The organism is Crenothrix polyspora, assembly GCF_900163755.1.
Classification (GTDB): Bacteria; Pseudomonadota; Gammaproteobacteria; order Methylococcales; family Methylomonadaceae; genus Crenothrix; species Crenothrix polyspora.
The window spans coordinates 19,508-37,471 of record NZ_FUKI01000018.1; the positions used below are offsets into that span (position 1 = coordinate 19,508).

Below are 17,964 nucleotides of genomic sequence, written 5' to 3' on the forward strand. Positions count from 1 at the left end.
GTATTCCTTTCCGTGCATTACCCCGTTAGTAAACGCACTGGTCGCTGTGTTTTTGCAGATGAGGATGATGTAGTAGACCTGTCAGGTTTTTAAAATCTGACAGGTCTGTATTTTACACTGGTTTTACTGTCATTTTAATTTAGAGCGGAGGTTGATTTTCACCCAACTGCTTAATAATTACCGTGTCACCCACAGCTAATTCACCCGCTTGATCGTGCAGTGCATTTTGCCCAAAATACACTTTATTGTGCCACTTTCTAAGTCGATTCAGTGTTTGGAGTGGTTCTTTACCCGTTTTGGCTGTTACAGGATCAATCGTCGGCACGGAGCAACGTGAACACGGCTTGGGCAGTCTGAAATCAATATGGCCAATACGGATATTACGCCAACTGTCTTCGGCATATTCAGGACAACCTGCGATAACCAAATTAGGTCTAAATCGACTCATCGGAAAATTCAGCTGCATGGCGTTATTTAACGATACTAACGAATTTTCCGAGATAATCAAAAACGGAAAGCCATCCGCAAATGATACTTGATCGCGTGCATTGGCATACGCCGGATCAATAGGGCGCGGACTGGTGTCATTTTGATAGACTAGGCGACAGTCGGTTGTTAAAAAATCACTAAACCATTGATCCGCTTCTGTGGATACGGCTTGTGCAACGCAAAAATCATTCCAAATATGTGCAGTTAAGGTTTGCTCAGAAATGGGATTCAATGACAAAGTAAGGTGTGACATACCGGGTGCAGATAACACTAATGTATCGTTAACGAGTGCCGTGTTGATTAACGCCATGCGCGGTAAACTACGCTGACTGAGAAAATGACCGCTACTGTCAATGAGCATCCATTTTCGGTCATAAAGTAAGCCAGTTTTGCTAACTGGCCAGCGTGTAACCGTAATGCCTGCCAGTGATTTAACAGGGTATAAGGTGATGGTGCTTAGAGTATACGTTATCATGATGAAAGCAAGCGGCAATTAAAAACCGTATAGGTAAGCACAAATTTGTTATTGATTAAAGCACTGAATACTGAAAGCTATCTGAAAATCAATTTTTTTTGTGTTTCCAGCAGGTAATCGCCCAAGCTATTGCTGAGGCGATCAAATTTTATACCAAAGCGATAAGGTGGGCCTTCTGCTCTTCGCGCTACCTTGCCTTTACGCCTGAAGACATGATCGTTTTCAAACTTCAAAAAAATATTGATTTCTTGATTGACGCGTAGCTTTTTATCGGTTGCAATCAGTAAACCTTTGCTGCTAATGTCCAGCAATTCAACAACAAATTCTTTATTAAAGACAAAGCCAAAACTGAATAAACTAATTGTACACACGCCCACAGCGATGTCTTCTCGAACATAGCGCACGCCAATACGAGAATTCTCTCTTGAAAAAGACCGAGGTTCAATAACAAAGTTGTCGGTGGCATTGCTGTAAAGCTTTTTAAAGTCGGCCATGAAATTATCTATGGGGTAGTGTCCAAGTTAAGCCGCATTAAGTATTAACCTTAAATCAATAAAATTCAATGCTAGATTGACTTTATGATGATTGAGCGCAACAAAAGATGCTTGAATCCGTTAAAATTAAAGGCTTCTGATTCCTCAAGGGTAGACTATGATTCGATCAATGCGGGCTTATTTTTGGGTGCTGATAAAAATAATTATTATCGGTCAGTTACTTAATGCCAGTTTGGCCGTTGCCAAAGGCAATAAGCAAGTGATCAATATTGCTTATTTAACCCAGCAACTCACACCACCGCCGACTTTATCCAATCTTGATCCGTTTATCGACAATAAAGGTGAGCCTGGCGCAGAGTTGGCCATAAAAGATAACGATACAACCGGCCAATTTACTCAGCAGTCTTTTGTACTTAAAAAATTTGTTGTGCCGGTTGATGGTAATGTTGTCGACACCTACAGCAAAGCCATTGCGGGTAAGTTTGATTTTGTGGTGCTTAATTTATCTGCTGCACAGTTGTTGGCCATTGCTGATTTACCGGTCGCCAAACAAACGGTTTTGTTTGATGTGACAACGTCCGATGACAGTTTGCGTAACGAGCAATGTCGAAACCAAGTTCTACATATATTGCCTAGCCGCGCCATGCGTGCTGATGCATTGGCGCAATACATGATGAAAAAACGCTGGAAGCAGTGGTTTTTGGTGGTAGGGACAACCGAAGAAGACCGTTTGTACGCTGCCGCCATCAAACGCGCCGCCAAACGCTTTGGCATGGAGATTGTCGCCGAAAAAACCTGGGAACATACCTACGATAGCCGCCGTACTGAGCAATCCGATGTTGCGGTGTTTACCCAGGTTGATGACTACGATGTGCTGGTGGTTGCCGATGAACAGGCTCAATTTGGTGAATATCTGGCGTACCGTACCTGGAATGCCAGGCCAGTTATTGGTACGCAAGGTTTGATTGCTACGGCCTGGCATAAAACCCATGAACAATGGGGCGCAGTGCAAATCCAAAACCGTTTTAAAGAAGCTGCTGGCCGTTGGATGGAAGAGCAAGATTATGCCGCATACTTGGCAGTACGGGCGCTAGGTGAGGCGGCAACCCGCACCAAATCCAATACTCTGAAAGACATAAAAGCTTATTTGCTGAGTGATGCGTTCGCTTTGCAAGGCTATAAAGGCGTGCCGCTGTCGTTCCGATCCTGGGATGGCCAATTGCGCCAGCCGGTGTTATTGGCCGCGCCAAAGTCAATGGTGTCTGTTGCGCCACTGGAAGGCTTTTTGCACCCCAAGACCGAATTGGATACGCTGGGTTATGACCAACCCGAAACCTTATGTAAACGGAGTGCTGAATAATGAAACCCTGTGTGTTAAAAATTGCATTGCTAACGCTGCTAAGCGGCGCAGCTTACGCCGAAAGCGTGTTGGTCACTTTGGAGAAAGACAATGCTTTAGCCATTGTTGAACCCATTGAAGGCAAGTTAATCAAGACGCTACCAGTGGGGATGAAACCGCGTGGCCTGGCGTTAAGCCCCGATGGTAAGTTGTTGTATATTGCCACCAGCGACGAAAACACTATTAAAATATTCGATGCCGAAACCTTTAAGGAGCTGGGCAAGTTGCCATCGGGTGACGATCCTGAAACCTTTGCGCTCAGCCCCAAAGGCGACCGCATGTATGTCTCCAACGAAGATGATGCGTTGGTGACGGTGATTGACATCGCCAAGAAAAAAGCCATCAAGCAGATTAAGGTCGGCGTAGAGCCGGAAGGCATTACCGTCAGCTCGAATAACAAATGGGTGATTAGTGCCTCGGAAACCACCAATATGGTGCATTGGATTGATGTAAAAACCAACGCAATTGTCGATAACACCTTGGTGGATGCCAGGCCGCGCGCGGTGATGTTTACTGGCGACAGCCAGCAATTGTGGGTCAGTTCAGAAATGGCCGGTAGCGTAACAATTATTGATGCTAACACCAGGCAAATCATTAAAAACATTAAGTTTGCCGTACAAGGCGTAACGCCGGAAAAAATCCAGCCAGTCGGCGTGCTGATCGATAAAGACCGCAAGCGGGCTTACGTGGCATTAGGCCCTGCCAATCGCGTTGCCGTGGTCAATGCGCAAACGTTTGAAGTCGAAAAGTATTTGCTGGTCGGGCAACGGGTGTGGAATCTGGCATTTTCAGCGGATCAAAAGCGTTTGTATACTACCAACGGGCTCAGTAATGACATGTCTATTATTGACTTGGACAGCCAGACGGTGACCAAATCTATTGGCGTAGGCACGTACCCTTGGGGGGTTGCGGTAAAGCCATGAGTGCGACCAATACCTTGTTAATAGAAGCGCTGAGCTTTGCTTACGGTGATAAAAAAGCCTTGAATAATGTCAGCTTTGCCATACGGCCTGGGGAATGTATGGTGTTGTTAGGACCTAATGGCGCAGGAAAATCCACCTTGTTTTCGCTGATTACCCGTTTGTATGATACCCGCCAAGGCCGCATTGAGTTATGCGGTTTTGATATTAAAAAACACACCCGCCATGCGCTGGCAAAGCTCGGTGTGGTGTTTCAGCAAACCACGCTGGACATGGATTTAACCGTGTTGCAAAATCTGCGCTACCACACGGCGTTGCATGGGCTAGGGCGATCAGTGGCCAATCAGCGTATACAGCAGGAGCTGGAACGCTTGAATATGTATGAGCGCCGTCATGAAAAAGTTCGTCAGCTTAATGGTGGTCATCGGCGGCGGGTGGAGATTGCTAGGTCGTTATTGCACAAACCGGCATTATTATTACTGGATGAGCCGACGGTGGGCTTGGATGTACCCAGTCGCCACGCGCTGGTGGAGTACGTGCATCAATTGGTGTGCGAGGAGCAATTGTCTGTGCTATGGGCCAGCCATTTAATTGATGAGATTTACCCTGAGGATCATGTCATCGTGTTGCACAAAGGCCAGATTAGAGCGAAAGGTTCGGTGGCTGACGTATTAGCACTCACCCAAACCAGCCAAATCAAAGACGCATTTACCAAACTGACGGAGGCCGCATGAATATTTTGCATTATTGGCGGGCGTTGTGGGGTATTGTCTGGCGGGAGTTATTTCGCTTTGTGACCCAGCGTGAACGTTTTATCTCGGCGCTGGTCAGACCACTGGTGTGGCTGTTTGTGTTTGCCGCCGGTTTTAGATCAGCATTAGGCCTTGCGATTTCGCCGCCGTATGAGACTTATATCTTGTACGAAGTGTATATCACGCCGGGCTTGTGCGGGATGATTCAGTTGTTCAATGGCATGCAAAGCTCGCTGTCGATGGTGTACGACCGTGAAATGGGCAGTATGCGCGTGTTGATGGTGTGCCCTTTGCCGCGTTGGTTTTTGTTGTTGAGTAAATTGCTGGCTGGGGTTGGAGTATCGGTGTTGCAGGTGTACGTATTTTTGGCGGTGGCTTGGTTTTACGACATTAAAGCGCCTTGGCTGGGCTATGCGTATGTGTTGCCCGCCTTGCTGTTGTCAGGTCTCATGTTGGGCGCGTTGGGCTTGTTATTATCCTCGTTTATTAAACAGCTGGAGAATTTTGCCGGTGTGATGAATTTTGTGATATTTCCGATGTTTTTTATGTCAACGGCGTTATATCCGTTGTGGAAACTACAAGAGTCTAGCGTATTTTTGCATAACTTAGCGCAGTACAATCCTTTTTCACAGGCAGTGGAGCTGATCCGTTTTGCGCTGTATGGCCAGTTAAATCAACATGCCTTGTATTATACCTTGGTGGCTTTCATTGTTTTTATGGTGTCGGCAATCATAGGCTATACTCCTTCCAAAGGAATGATGGTGAAAAAAGGCGGGCCAGGATGATGTGCTTGCTAAGCAGCGGCACATCTACATCAGTTAAGATATTATGAAAAATTATCGACTAATGGTTAGAAGGTGTTATCAATCCTTATTTTATAACAGGTAGGTTTTTTTTCATTGTAGGGAGAAATAACACGGTGACTATGTGAAGAACTCTTTTTATTTGGTGATTCCAAAACAGAAAAATGAGCCGCAGCGCCTAAAAGAATTTGAAGCAAAATCTTTGCGGCAGTGGCTTGATGAATTACCAACCGCCAATCTGAGTTTGGCGACACGCCTGATTCATGATTTTGTTGTAGAGCTCAATACGATTGCTATGCCCAGTCAACTCAGGCTGGATGTATTAGAAAAAATCACACCCAGTGTACATAATATTGAAGATTATCTGCAAGCGAGGCTCATAAAAACCGGCTTTCCTAAAGATGCAAATGAAGAGAAAATTTTCAGTGTTTTAATTTCGATACAAAAACAATGTGCTATTGGGTATTGGGCGGTATTAAAAGAATTAACCCACAGAGATGCGGGCTGGTTTAAAGGACAAAACACAACACTGCCTATACAGCGATGTATTAAAAAATTAGGACACATCGTACTCAGTCATTTTATTATGCGTATGCCAGTGCCTGACTGGGTGTGGATAGATATACATTCTTTGTATAAGCTGAATGAAAATACACAAAATAATTCCGTTAATGTTGTCAAACATTTTAAACAACGGGTAACGGCGTACACACCTGAGGACTGCTATAAGCAAATTTTACTGTTTAGTCTTGCTGATGCAACGGGCTTAAGGCAAAAGCAAATTCCACAGGCATATGATTTTATAGAATCAATAGCAGAAATGGTGAGCTTGAAACATACGCCTGTTATGCAGCAGAGTCAGCAGTGTATGATTCTTACAGATGAAGATAAACCACCCTATTTTCAAACAAATATAAATTCTAATAACGATTCATCTGTTCTTTATCTTGATTTGACTCGGTTGTATAAGTTTATGGCTCAACAAGAAAACGCCGCGCTTAAATCCGATTCAGGCTTTTTAAAGCCATTGTTTGGACAACGGGATCAACCTAGCAAAGCTCCGCGCGAATTATTGTATTATTTACAACAACGCTGGCTAGGTATTGAACTGCACGGTAGCGTTTTATTTACAGATCGCTTTGACCGATACATTGCCATTGGATTGTCGGCAACATATGACTTAAAAAATATGCTGTCCGTAAATGATGATATAAATCATGAAAATAAAGAAGGTATTAGAGCGCAATCTACTTCCGACAGGTTGCTGTCAGCTGTATTTAAAGAGTCTGATGTATTATCGGTAGGCAGTTTGATTAGTTTTAAAAAAAAAGACGAACCTGAGTCTAGCCGTTCTTTAGGCGTAGTTAATAAAGTGGGTGTTATTAATCAAACGGGAAAAATTACTTTTGCTGTGCATTTATTAGCGTCACGCTTTGATATGATTACGTGTAAGCGTCGCCAGACAGATGAGAACGTCGAGGCACAAAAAGGTATTTTTTACACTATCAAAAAAGCAACAGGGGATAAAACCTATGTCATAACAGACTATTTCATGTTTGAAGATAATGATGTCGTCGATGTGTTTATGGGGCAAAAATATTTTCCTGTTATTATGAAAAATAGAAAAAATATAAGCTTAGGCTATTGGCAATTTGAATGTCAGCGTATTGCCGAGCAAGTAATGCCGGAACAAATTAAAAAAGGCTATGATTTTATATGATGCCGTGACTATCGACTGGGGCAGTTGGCAAAATAATATGCTATTTGATGGATAAATTTTTATGTGTTATTGAATTAGAATAAGTGATTGATATTTTTGTTTTTTGTAGAAATATATTGATTTTTTACCCATTTAAAATAGCTCTGTTGTTGTTAAAAAAATCGGTTATATTATAAGAATCCTAAATTAGGGCTATAAATCACTTGAAAAGTTTTTTCATCGTGTTAAGTTGTTACATTGAGTAAACTGCATTGTTGTTAGCTATCGGTTGTAATATAACAAGGGCAAGCTGAGTTTACTTAAATTTTAGAGATATTTTTACGCTGGCTCACGGGCAGCTATTTAATACTTTGGGCTAAGTCTCATAAAATAAATAAAAATACAATTCATGAGGATGAGAAATGAGTAACGAAGAAAACGCCAACAATACCGAAGAAAATGCAACTATCGCCGAAGAAAGCGTTAATACAGTTGAAGAAGTCGTTAGTAAATCTGCTGAAAAAATTGAAGATTTGACAAGTAAAAAAACTGAAGACTCGGTTAAAAACGCAGGCGGTAATTTACTATCTTCAGTATTAAGTTTAAAAGAAAGCAATCCAAAGTTGTTTTATGGGCTTTTAGCCGTGGTAGCAATTCCTGTTGTGGTTATTATGATGAGCGGTGGTGGCTCGGATGCTGTAACAGGACCTAAAATAAAAGATTTGGTTTCTGGGCAAAAATACACGCTTAAAAGCTCTAACTCTTATGATCCTTCTGCAACTGTGCGTTTAGTTGCCGTTCCAGGTGCATTATCAGCGTACGATGACAGTGAAGAGGCTGATAGAAATGGTGCCTGTCAACACTTGGCACAAGGTACATCGGTCACTGCGCTTGATTTCAGTGCAGCGTATGGCCAAGCAAAGCAGTTTGTTAAAGTTCAAGTGGAAGACGGGCCTTGTAAAGGTACTACGGCTTGGGCATTAGGTATCGACGTACAATAATTTAAATATTATTTGACCTTTGTAAAAAAACACGTATAATACTCGAATAGTCAAGCGGGAATAGCTCAGTGGTAGAGCACAACCTTGCCAAGGTTGGGGTCGCGAGTTCGAATCTCGTTTCCCGCTCCAAAATCTAAAAAAGCCGCGTTAGTCGCGGCTTTTTTTTTCGCAATACGGCTGCGTAGCAAAATGGTTATGCAGTGGCCTGCAAAGCCATCTACGCCGGTTCGATTCCGGCCGCAGCCTCCAGCGGTAAATTCAAAAAAAATACAAAGACCCGCAATCCTATGGTTTCGCGGGTTTTTTTATGTCCTGTGCATTAAAAATACATGCAGTTATTTGGTATTATTGTGCTTAAGATGGGCAAAATTTTTGAAATATACGCCGTTATTCTAGCTCTCATAGCAAAGAAGATCATTGTGCCCAATAGCCATGTCGTACATACCTTTTAAAAGTGAGCGACAAAGTGTTTTTGCAATAAATAATTTTTCTATTTATTTCAGCTACTTATATCAATTTGTGCGGTTATTAATTAATGTTCATCGGTGTCGTGTTTTAAAACACGACACCGGACAATATGCTAAACAAGACTGTGTCGTATCTTTTAGTTTGTTTAGCAGTCGAATTTTATGGATAATGTGCTGATAGCTGTAAGTATTTTTAAGTGTTTTATCAAGGTCTGAACAATGACGGAAGAACTAAGTTTTGGTCTGGAATTAATGTTTGTTGGTATGGGTATTGTGTTTGTTTTTTTAGCCATGTTGGTAGTTGCCATACATGTAATGTCCGCCTTGGTGCAACGCTTTTTTCCAGAAGCGCCGATACCGCCATCAAGCAAACCGGTATTATCTGCCACCAGCCTTGATAAAAGTGTTGTTGCGGCGATTACTGCTGCCGTGCATCAACACAGAAATAAACATAAATAAATGACAAGCTCACTGTAGTTCCTTGGAGAAATGGAAAGAATGGCCAACGATAAAAAACAGCCTTTAGCAATCACCGAAGTTGTTTTGCGGGATGCACATCAATCGATATTAGCAACTCGGTTACGCACAGAAGATATGTTGCCTATTTGTGAAAAACTTGATCAAATCGGTTATTGGTCTATTGAATCTTGGGGCGGCGCTACCTTTGATGCTTGTATCAGGTATCTTGGCGAAGACCCCTGGGAAAGATTACGTATTTTAAAAGCAGCCATGCCCAAAACCCCGCAACAAATGTTGTTACGTGGCCAAAACATCTTGGGTTATCGACATTATGCCGATGATGTTGTCGATAAATTTGTGGAACGTTGTGCTGTCAATGGCATGGATGTGTTTCGTATTTTTGATGCCATGAACGATATGCGCAATATTGAGCACGCTGTTAAAGCTGTATTAAATACCGATGCCCATGCGCAGGGCACAATGTCTTACACCACTAGCCCGGTACATACTATTGATATGTGGGTGAATCTGGGTAAACAGATTGAAGACATGGGCGCACACTCCATTTGTATTAAAGATATGGCGGGCTTGTTAAAGCCGTATGATGCGTTTGAGTTAGTCAGCCGTTTGAAAAAAAGCACTCATATCCCTATCCATTTACACAGCCATGCGACTACTGGTTTAAGTGTCGCCACTTTAATTAAGGCGGCAGAAGCGGGTATTGATAATGTCGATACCGCGATTTCATCATTAAGTATGACTTATGGTCACAGTGCCACCGAAACTATTGTCGCCAGTCTTGAAGACACGGAACGTGCCACGGGCTTAGACTTGGTAAAATTGGAAGAAATTGCGCATTATTTTAGAGATATTCGTAAAAAATACGCTGAATTTGAAGGCAGCTTAAAAGGCGTGGATGGCCGTATTTTAGTGTCGCAAGTGCCTGGCGGTATGTTGACCAATATGGAAAGCCAGCTTCGAGAACAAGGCGCAAGCGACAAATTTGACGAAGTAATGCAAGAAATTCCGCGTGTGCGTGAGGATTTAGGATTTATACCGTTGGTGACACCGACTTCACAAATTGTCGGTTCGCAAGCGGTAATGAATGTGATGAACGGTGAGCGCTACAAAACCATCACCAAAGAAACCGCCGGCGTGTTAAAAGGTGAATACGGCGCGACACCTGCGCCGGTTAATAAAGCCTTGCAAGACAAGGTGTTAGCCGGAGAAAAGCCAATTACCTGCCGCCCCGCTGATCTTATTGCCCCAGAAATGGACAAATTGATTGCCGAGGTACAAGAAAAAGCGCACGCTGAGGGTGTGAAACTTGCCGAAAATATAGAAGAAGATGCCTTGATTAACGGTATGTTTGCACAAGTTGGCTGGAAGTTTTTGGTTAATCGTGGTAATCCGGCAGCCTTTGAACCTAAGCCTGGTACAGCAGTAGAAATCGCTCCGTTACCGATTGCCAAAGCGATAACTAAACACAGCGCACTAGAAACCTATTTGGTTAATGTGGATGGTAGAAGTTTTAATGTATCGGTAGGGCCAGGTGGTGCAGGTGCTTTAAATATACAGCCTTTGCAGGCTGTGTCTCAGACCAGTACAAATACCGGCGGTGCTGTTATTTACGCTCCTATGGCAGGCAATATATTAAAAATAATGGTGGCTGTCGGCAGTGAAGTGGCCGAAGGTGACATTGTTGTGGTAATGGAAGCGATGAAAATGGAAACCGAAGTGCGTTCCAAATTTTCCGGTATCGTCAGTGCAGTGCATATTAAGGACGGCGGCGCTGTTGCAGGCGGTAATGCTTTAGTCTCTTTATAAACAATAGAATAAACACAGAGAATTATAAAACGCATGGAAAACCTTACTTCACTTTGGCACAGCACAGGTATTTATAATTTTACCGGCGGACAGGTGTTTATGACGCTGGTAGGGTTTTTATTGTTATTTTTGGCAATTAAGAAAAATTTTGAACCGCTGTTATTATTACCGATAGGTTTTGGCGCTATTTTAAGCAATATTCCCATTGCTGGTATCGCAGAAGAAGGCGGTATCCTGTATTACCTGTATTTTGGCATTAAAATGGGCATCTTCCCGTTGCTTATTTTTATGGGTGTTGGGGCGATGACCGATTTTGGCCCTATGCTGGCCAACCCAAAAACATTGCTGTTAGGCGCTGCGGCGCAATTTGGTATTTTTGCATCATTATTAGGTGCATTGGCACTTAATGTTGTGCCAGGTTTGGAATTTTCCTTAAAAGATGCCGCCGCAATTGGTATTATTGGGGGGGCCGATGGCCCTACCGCGATATATGTGGCATCAAAACTTGCACCGGATTTATTGGGTGCGATTGCAGTAGCGGCGTATTCTTACATGGCGTTAGTGCCATTAATACAACCACCGATTATGCGGGCTTTAACAACGGAAGCGGAACGCAGAATTGAGATGAAGCAAATGCGAGCCGTCAGCAAAGCTGAAAAAATTGTGTTCCCGCTGATGTTATTGACGTTATCTATTTTGTTATTGCCATCAGCAACGCCACTCATCGGCATGTTTGCACTGGGTAATTTAATGAATGCCTGTGGAGTAGTTGAACGTTTGAGCCAAACCGCACAAAATGAATTGATTAATATCGTCACCATTTTCTTGGGGCTGTCTGTCGGTTCTAAATTGAGCGCTGATGCGTTTTTACAAATGGAAACCTTGGGTATTTTGGCCTTAGGTGCTGTTGCGTTTGCGATTGGTACAGCTGCCGGTGTCATTATGGCCAAGATTATGAACCGTTTTAGTAGCACTTTAATCAACCCTTTGATTGGTGCCGCTGGGGTTTCCGCCGTACCTATGGCAGCACGGGTGGCCAATAAAATTGGCCTTGAAAGTAATCCGCACAACTTTTTACTCATGCACGCTATGGGACCCAATGTAGCCGGTGTTATCGGCTCGGCAGTGGCAGCAGGTGTATTGCTAAATCTGGTTAAATAAACACACGGTGGCTAGCTGCCACCGTAGCGTAAGCTCGTATGGCGACTATACTTTGTCTTACTTTCACAGCAGCCAGGGCATAACCGCACCATGAGCATCATTAAAAAGCTGGCCTCCCAAACAGCGGTTTATGGCCTGAGCAGTATTTTTGGCCGCTTTCTCAATTATCTTCTTGTCCCGCTGGTTACCTACCATTTTTCCGCTATGGAATACGGGGTGGTATCTGAGTTTTACGCCTACGCTGGATTTTTCTCAGTATTTTTATTGTTAGGCTTTGAAACCGGCTATTTTCGTTTTAGAGACAAACACAATACCAGTAAAGATACGGCGTACTCCACCGCATTAATCTTTGTTGTGTTAGTTAATCTGGGGTTTTTCTTCGGCATACTGGCTATTAATAGCCGATTATCACCGGCATTACATTATGCCGAACATCCTGAATACGTTCTGTATTTCACTATTATTTTAACGCTGGATGCCATCGCGTCGATTCCTTTTGCACGGTTACGTGCCGAAAATAAAGCCTTGCGCTTTGCGGGTATTAAAATCTTTGAGATATTGATTACTGTCATTCTCAGCCTGTTTTTTATTCTGTATTGGCCAAAATTGGCAAGTGTTTATCCGCAATTATGGTTAAGTAAACTGTACCACCCAGAAATTGGCATCGGTTATGTGTTTTTAGCCAATTTAACCGCCAGCATCTGCAAATTTATGTTGTTATCACCGCAGTTGTTAAGTATACGCTGGGGCTTTGATCGTGTGCTGTTTGCTAAAATGTGGCGTTATTCCTTACCAATGGTCTTTATTGGCTTTACCGGCATTATTAACGAAATGCTGGATCGGGTACTGCTTAAACATTTATTGCCGTACGATACGCACACCAATATGCAGATGCTGGGTATTTACAGCGCCTGCTACAAGCTGTCTATTTTAATGACCTTGTTTATTCAAGCGTTTCGCTATGCTGCTGAGCCATTTTTCTTCGCCTATGCCGATAAAACCGATGCCAAACCGGTGTATGCCAAAGTATTAAAGTTTTTTGTGATCTTCTGCATGTTTATTTTCTTGCTGGTCACTTTGTACATTGATTTTTTCAAGTATTTTTTAGGCAAAGATTTTCGGGTTGGCTTAAATGTAGTGCCAATTTTATTGCTGGCCAATTTATTTTTGGGCATCTATGTCAATCTGGCGCTGTGGTACAAACTCACCGATAAAACCGGTTTGGGAGCCGTCGTTTCTTTAGCCGGTGCTATTTTAACCGTGCTGTTAAATATTGCCTGGATTCCTAAGTACGGTTATGTGGGTTCAGCGTGGGCAACCTTGTTGTGTTATGCCGGTATGACCGTATTGTCGTATCTTTTGGGGCGCAGATATTATCCGGTTAATTACGATGTAGTGCGGGTGTTGATTTATATCGGGCTGGGTGTGGATTTATATCTGGGGCAGCAATTGATCTTACAGAAACTGAATATTGCACCGTGGCTACCAGCCAGTGGCTTAATGGCCGTGTATGCGTTAACAGTATTCTTGTTTGAAAAACCTGCTCGGACAAAATAATGCCTACAATTACGGCCAGGCGACTAATTTTTTTATATTCTATCCAACAAAATTATGAAAAATAATCCAGAAGTCAGAGCCCGTCTCATTGGCGGTTTCATTTTATTGTTGCTGGGTACTTGGGTATTACACAGTTTTTTAGCGCTATTGATTTGGGCGGTGGTATTGGCCGTTACCACTTGGCCGATCTATCAGCGCCTACTCAAAGGTTCGACATTTCAAGGTAATGCGACGTGGATAGCCTTAGGCTTAACCTTGTTGATTGGCGCGGTTATTTTAGTACCATTAGGCTATGGCCTTAGTCGTTTAATTGATGAAGCACAATCGCTGGGGCAGATAGCGGTTGATCTTAAAAATACCGGCATTCCCGCACCGATTTGGTTAAAAACCTTACCTGTGGTAGGCGACTGGGCAACTGGCTATTGGATGAAAAGTATAGGCAGCCCCGCCGCTGCCGAAGAAACTTTGCATTGGTTAAGTACCGGCGGTGCTATTGCCCAGACCCAACATTTTGCCAGCTTGTTGATACAGCGATTTTTGGCTTTTTTGTTAACCTTGGTCGTGTTATTTTTTGTTTATAAACACGGTGAGAGCCTAGGACAAAAAATCTATATGACCAGTCGCAAATTGTTTGGCGACATGGGTAGTCGCTATGTTAGCCATGCGACTGCCGCTGTGCGCGCAACGGTTAATGGTTTGGTCTTAGTCGGTATCGGCGAAGGCTTATTGCTGGGTGTGGGTTATGCGTTTGCAGGTTTTAGTCATCCGGCAATTTTGGGCGCGTTAACGGGGGTATTTGCCATGATCCCGTTTGCAGCCAAAATTATTGTGTTATCGTGCGTACTGATATTAATGGCCGAAGGCAGTATGGTCGCGTGTGTCGCGTTGGGTATATTTGGCGTAGTGGTTATTTTGCTGGCAGATAATTATGTGCGTCCTTTATTAATTGGCGGCTCGGTGCAATTACCGTTTATTTGGACGTTACTGGGTATTTTTGGTGGTCTTGAAAATTTTGGTTTGTTAGGGTTATTTTTAGGCCCTACATTAATGGCGGTATTAATGTCTATTTGGCGAGATTCTACTGAAGACATGGCTAAAAAAAGCCTGTCTAGTTAAGAGGCAATAAATTTTTGTAAGATGCCGAAAGCCTCGTTATACAAATACACTAAAACCACGCAAAATCTAATCAAACTGGCTGATTTTGATAGTGAGCAGTATGTTTGGAATATGATAAAAGACCACCAAGGTAATATTTGGCTGGGGACATCGCCTAATGCGCTGCTTTATCGACTGAACATGAATACTCAAGCGCTATCAAATTTTGGTAGTGTATTCAAAGGCAAAGGTAGTATAGATTATGCGCGAGGAATATAATGGCATTATTTACATTGGAACTGGCGTTACTACTGCCGGTTTGTATGCGTTCAATCCTGAAAGAGTAGTAACTGAAATTACGTCAAACCCAGGCTTATCAAGTCTTAAGAACCGGTTATTAATTGAATTGAAACGGCTACATAAAGAGGTCTATCTGTATGATAACGCATCAATCTTTACGTTTATTTGTCGCTGTATTTATTGGAGCTAGCCTTATGTCTGTCGCACATGCCGAAGGTTTCGAGCATCGTCCAAGCTCTATTCATGTTAATGGCCAGGGAAAGGTATCGGTTCGTCCTGATAAAGCCGATGTGAGTTTGGCGATTGAAGTGCATACTAAAACCGCAAAAGCCGCACGCGAACAAGCGGCTAAAGCTATGCAGACTTTAGTGGATGCCGTGCAAAGTATGGGTGTAGCAGAAAAAGATGTGCAAACCAGTTATGTGGCGTTGTCACCGGAATACGGTAACGACAGCAAGATTATTGGCTATCAACTGACTAACCAAGTGCTAGTGTGTGTGCGTGATGTTAATAAAGCTGGTGTGGTTATTGATGCCGCTGTACAAGCTGGTGGTAATGCAGCACGGGTACAAGGCCTGAATTTTTCCGTTGATAATTCCACCGCTGCGCTGATTCAAGCACGGGAAAAAGCTTATCAAGATGCACATGCTAAAGCGCAGCAATACGCTAAATTAGCCGGTGTTAAATTGGGTAAGGCGATGCACATCAGTGAAGGTAGTGGTATTTCCCCCACCGCCATACCTTATGTTAATTTAGATTTAGAGCTTAAATCCAGTAGTCGACCAACACCTGTGCAAGTGGGCGAGCAAGATGTGACGGTGAGTGTGGAGGTGATTTTTAGTGTTGAATAATAATTTTGATCACCTAGCAAATGGGCAAGCTCAATGAGGAAATACATGGCTTTGCTTGTTAGCCTGTTAAGTGGTTGCGCTACCAGCACAATAATAAAAGATACGCTTGATATTACCTACCGTTCTGACCCGCCAGGTGCTGTTTTGTATAAAGGAAAACAAAGTGTTGGTTTTTCTCCGCATACATCAAGATATAGTCTTAGGCATAAAGATAAAATCAATGGCTATATCAGTTTTGGCGACTATAATTCTGTTACAGCAAAATGGCCAAGTGGTGCTGAGCTTAAGCCAGGAAATAGTGTTCGCTTATATTTAAACAATGCTCAAAAACACGATCATAAAAGCAGTTGGTATATAGCGGGGGATGCGGGCTATACACAGTACAGTATTGTTTATGACATTAAAAGACCGAGTGGTTACCCAGGTTTGCAACAAGACATTGGCTCTGGTGCGGTGATACAAGAAATGCAAAAACTGAAATATGAAACCGAGCAAGCAAAAAAAGACGCTGAAAGTGCCAAAAGCGATGCCGAAAGCGCCCTGCAAGCCGCAAAAACAGCGCAGAGTGCTGCTGAAAGTGCTAAAAGTGATGCAGAGAGATTAAAAAACAGTCATTAATATCCCCAGCGTATATTGCTAAGTAGCGATGCTCTGCCATATTGTTTTTTTGAAGTTTATGTATCAATAAAGCCGCCATACGCTAAAATAGCGGTTCATTATTTTTTTATAAGAAACCCGCATGAAGCAAATTATCGTCGAAAAAAATCCAGCCCAAGCCCGTTTAGATACCTTGGGCGTTACTAAATGGGAAACCTGGGAAAAAGAAGTGTCTGTATTTCCGTGGGACTTTCCAGAACAAGAAATCGCTTATATCTTGGCGGGCGAATGTGTCATCACCCCAACAGGTGGTACACCGGTAAGCTTTGGCAAAGGTGATTTAGTCACGTTTCCAGCAGGTTTATCCGGTAGTTGGGAAGTGAAGCAAGCTTTGCACAAGCATTATAAATTAGATGGCAATGCCCTGACGCAAGCCTATGTTCGCGTTAAGTTGGCCATTAAAAAAGCCTTAAAGTTGTAAATCCGTTTGGTAGGCTGGATATGTACCCTAATTAATCCAGCCTACTGCTTGTGTATCAACGCAATATATCGATTTAAAAGTTCACATTAGCTGATAGCCAAATTTTCTGGGTATCAGCACTGGGTGCAGGATCAGTCGAATTGGGTTTATTATAGGCAGCATCAGCTCCGCCATTGTAATAAGCATATTTAGCCAGCAACGAATAATGTTTGCCAAATTTCTGTACCAGCTGAAAATTCCATTCATCGCCATAATCCAGTTGCCCGGTATCATCCGAGTAACTGTGATAAGTCGCTGTTGCCACCAAATCACCGCGTTGGAACGGTACCATTACCGTACCAAACACATCACGAATACCATTGTTAGGCGTAACCAAAAATAAATCCGCCCATCCCTGGAAAGCGTGGTTAGTGCCCAGAGGGGTATCAAAATGTTTGTTTCTACCCGAACCATTCAGCTGTTCCACCGCCCCCTGGAACATCACGTTATAGGCGCTAAAGCCACCCATGACATTAAACCGGTGCGCCTCATAATCGGTTTTGCCGTGGCCGTAATCGGTTTGATAACTCCATTCTGCTGTGTACGCCAGCCCAAAATTATCGCTGATTTTGATGGAATCAAGTGGCTTGGCACAACAGGCAAAACGCAAACCATAGGTTTGGCTGGATTTTTCACTGGTATTGCTGGCCGATGGATTACCCGCTGCATCCTTGGTATCGGCTTCTGTGTAATCTAACCAATAGCCATAACCGATCACATTGCCGTAATCCCCCATCTTATAATTGACGTTTAAAAACGGCGCCTCGATATTTTCCGTGGTGCCGGTAAAGGTCTGTACATTACCGATATAACCGGCATTGACTACCAAGCCAAACAACTGCTGATTATTGTGAGTGAGCAACACCGAGTCATAAGTGGTTTCCATTTGTCGCCAACCCACGTTACCGATAAAGCGGTCGTCATCCAGCTTGATGCGTTGCCGTCCCACCTTAATAATCGTATCGGGTATGCCGTTATAACTCAGCCATAACTGGTTAAGCTCGCTTTGCTGTGGATCGGCGATGGTGGAATATTTGCCTAGTACTCAGTCACTCTTTAAATGTCGAATAACAGCCCCCATAAACAAGTTTCACGTAA

At 43.1% G+C, this 17,964-nt stretch carries 18 protein-coding genes and 2 tRNA genes; 17 read left to right on the forward strand and 3 right to left on the reverse strand.

Features of this window, described 5'->3' with window-relative positions:
* Positions 1-139: 139 nt before the first annotated feature.
* Positions 140-964 carry an MOSC domain-containing protein gene (locus CRENPOLYSF2_RS01440; protein ID WP_087142194.1) on the reverse strand — a complete coding sequence of 275 codons (825 nt, stop codon included), beginning with the start codon at positions 962-964 and terminating at the stop codon, positions 140-142.
* A gap of 77 nt (positions 965-1,041) precedes the next feature.
* Positions 1,042-1,458 carry a PilZ domain-containing protein gene (locus CRENPOLYSF2_RS01445; RefSeq protein WP_087142195.1) on the reverse strand — a complete coding sequence of 139 codons (417 nt, stop codon included), beginning with the start codon at positions 1,456-1,458 and terminating at the stop codon, positions 1,042-1,044.
* Positions 1,459-1,615: 157 nt separating this feature from the next.
* Here CRENPOLYSF2_RS01445 and CRENPOLYSF2_RS01450 point away from each other — a divergent pair, with 157 nt between their 5' ends.
* From CRENPOLYSF2_RS01450 to CRENPOLYSF2_RS01530, 17 genes are all read left to right on the forward strand, one after another.
* Positions 1,616-2,818: an ABC transporter substrate-binding protein gene (locus tag CRENPOLYSF2_RS01450; RefSeq protein WP_087142196.1), complete on the forward strand. Its 1,203-nt coding sequence runs from the start codon at positions 1,616-1,618 to the stop codon at positions 2,816-2,818.
* Positions 2,818-3,780: a PQQ-dependent catabolism-associated beta-propeller protein gene (locus CRENPOLYSF2_RS01455; RefSeq protein ID WP_087142197.1), complete on the forward strand. Its 963-nt coding sequence runs from the start codon at positions 2,818-2,820 to the stop codon at positions 3,778-3,780. The genes CRENPOLYSF2_RS01450 and CRENPOLYSF2_RS01455 overlap by 1 nt, the downstream gene beginning before the upstream one ends.
* Positions 3,777-4,511 carry an ABC transporter ATP-binding protein gene (locus tag CRENPOLYSF2_RS01460; protein WP_087142198.1) on the forward strand — a complete coding sequence of 245 codons (735 nt, stop codon included), beginning with the start codon at positions 3,777-3,779 and terminating at the stop codon, positions 4,509-4,511. Before CRENPOLYSF2_RS01455 ends, CRENPOLYSF2_RS01460 begins: the two co-directional genes overlap by 4 nt.
* Positions 4,508-5,314 carry an ABC transporter permease gene (locus CRENPOLYSF2_RS01465; RefSeq protein WP_087142199.1) on the forward strand — a complete coding sequence of 269 codons (807 nt, stop codon included), beginning with the start codon at positions 4,508-4,510 and terminating at the stop codon, positions 5,312-5,314. Before CRENPOLYSF2_RS01460 ends, CRENPOLYSF2_RS01465 begins: the two co-directional genes overlap by 4 nt.
* Positions 5,315-5,456: 142 nt before the next feature.
* Positions 5,457-7,052, forward strand: a complete 1,596-nt coding sequence (locus CRENPOLYSF2_RS01470) for a hypothetical protein (protein WP_087142200.1) — start codon at positions 5,457-5,459, stop codon at positions 7,050-7,052.
* 401 nt (positions 7,053-7,453) lie between these two features.
* Positions 7,454-8,032, forward strand: a complete 579-nt coding sequence (locus CRENPOLYSF2_RS01475) for a hypothetical protein (protein ID WP_087142201.1) — start codon at positions 7,454-7,456, stop codon at positions 8,030-8,032.
* 54 nt (positions 8,033-8,086) lie between these two features.
* Positions 8,087-8,161 (forward strand) — tRNA-Gly (locus CRENPOLYSF2_RS01480).
* Between the two features lie 46 nt (positions 8,162-8,207).
* A tRNA-Cys gene (locus CRENPOLYSF2_RS01485) sits at positions 8,208-8,281 on the forward strand.
* A gap of 437 nt (positions 8,282-8,718) precedes the next feature.
* Entirely contained in the window at positions 8,719-8,958 is a 240-nt protein-coding gene (locus tag CRENPOLYSF2_RS01490; RefSeq protein WP_087142202.1) for an OadG family protein, read from the forward strand.
* A 39-nt stretch (positions 8,959-8,997) separates the two neighbouring features.
* On the forward strand, positions 8,998-10,785 hold the full coding sequence (oadA, locus tag CRENPOLYSF2_RS01495; RefSeq protein WP_087142203.1) for a sodium-extruding oxaloacetate decarboxylase subunit alpha: 1,788 nt from the start codon (positions 8,998-9,000) through the stop codon (positions 10,783-10,785).
* 33 nt (positions 10,786-10,818) lie between these two features.
* A complete protein-coding gene (locus tag CRENPOLYSF2_RS01500) occupies positions 10,819-11,946 on the forward strand; it encodes a sodium ion-translocating decarboxylase subunit beta (RefSeq protein WP_087142204.1) in 1,128 nt (375 codons plus the stop codon).
* A 90-nt stretch (positions 11,947-12,036) separates the two neighbouring features.
* Positions 12,037-13,503: a lipopolysaccharide biosynthesis protein gene (locus CRENPOLYSF2_RS01505; protein ID WP_087142205.1), complete on the forward strand. Its 1,467-nt coding sequence runs from the start codon at positions 12,037-12,039 to the stop codon at positions 13,501-13,503.
* A gap of 54 nt (positions 13,504-13,557) precedes the next feature.
* The gene (locus CRENPOLYSF2_RS01510) at positions 13,558-14,619 is read left to right on the forward strand and encodes an AI-2E family transporter (protein ID WP_087142206.1); all 1,062 of its coding nucleotides are present in this window, start codon (positions 13,558-13,560) and stop codon (positions 14,617-14,619) included.
* A 21-nt stretch (positions 14,620-14,640) separates the two neighbouring features.
* Positions 14,641-14,877, forward strand: a complete 237-nt coding sequence (locus CRENPOLYSF2_RS01515; protein WP_087142207.1) for a two-component regulator propeller domain-containing protein — start codon at positions 14,641-14,643, stop codon at positions 14,875-14,877.
* 215 nt (positions 14,878-15,092) lie between these two features.
* Entirely contained in the window at positions 15,093-15,749 is a 657-nt protein-coding gene (locus tag CRENPOLYSF2_RS01520) for an SIMPL domain-containing protein (protein WP_176370991.1), read from the forward strand.
* A 45-nt stretch (positions 15,750-15,794) separates the two neighbouring features.
* A complete protein-coding gene (locus tag CRENPOLYSF2_RS01525; protein WP_087142209.1) occupies positions 15,795-16,367 on the forward strand; it encodes a hypothetical protein in 573 nt (190 codons plus the stop codon).
* Between the two features lie 121 nt (positions 16,368-16,488).
* Positions 16,489-16,827: a cupin domain-containing protein gene (locus CRENPOLYSF2_RS01530; RefSeq protein WP_087142210.1), complete on the forward strand. Its 339-nt coding sequence runs from the start codon at positions 16,489-16,491 to the stop codon at positions 16,825-16,827.
* A gap of 73 nt (positions 16,828-16,900) precedes the next feature.
* Here the strand turns inward: CRENPOLYSF2_RS01530 and CRENPOLYSF2_RS01535 are convergent, their stop codons facing one another.
* Positions 16,901-17,890 carry an alginate export family protein gene (locus CRENPOLYSF2_RS01535; RefSeq protein ID WP_336469710.1) on the reverse strand — a complete coding sequence of 330 codons (990 nt, stop codon included), beginning with the start codon at positions 17,888-17,890 and terminating at the stop codon, positions 16,901-16,903.
* Positions 17,891-17,964 lie beyond the last annotated feature (74 nt).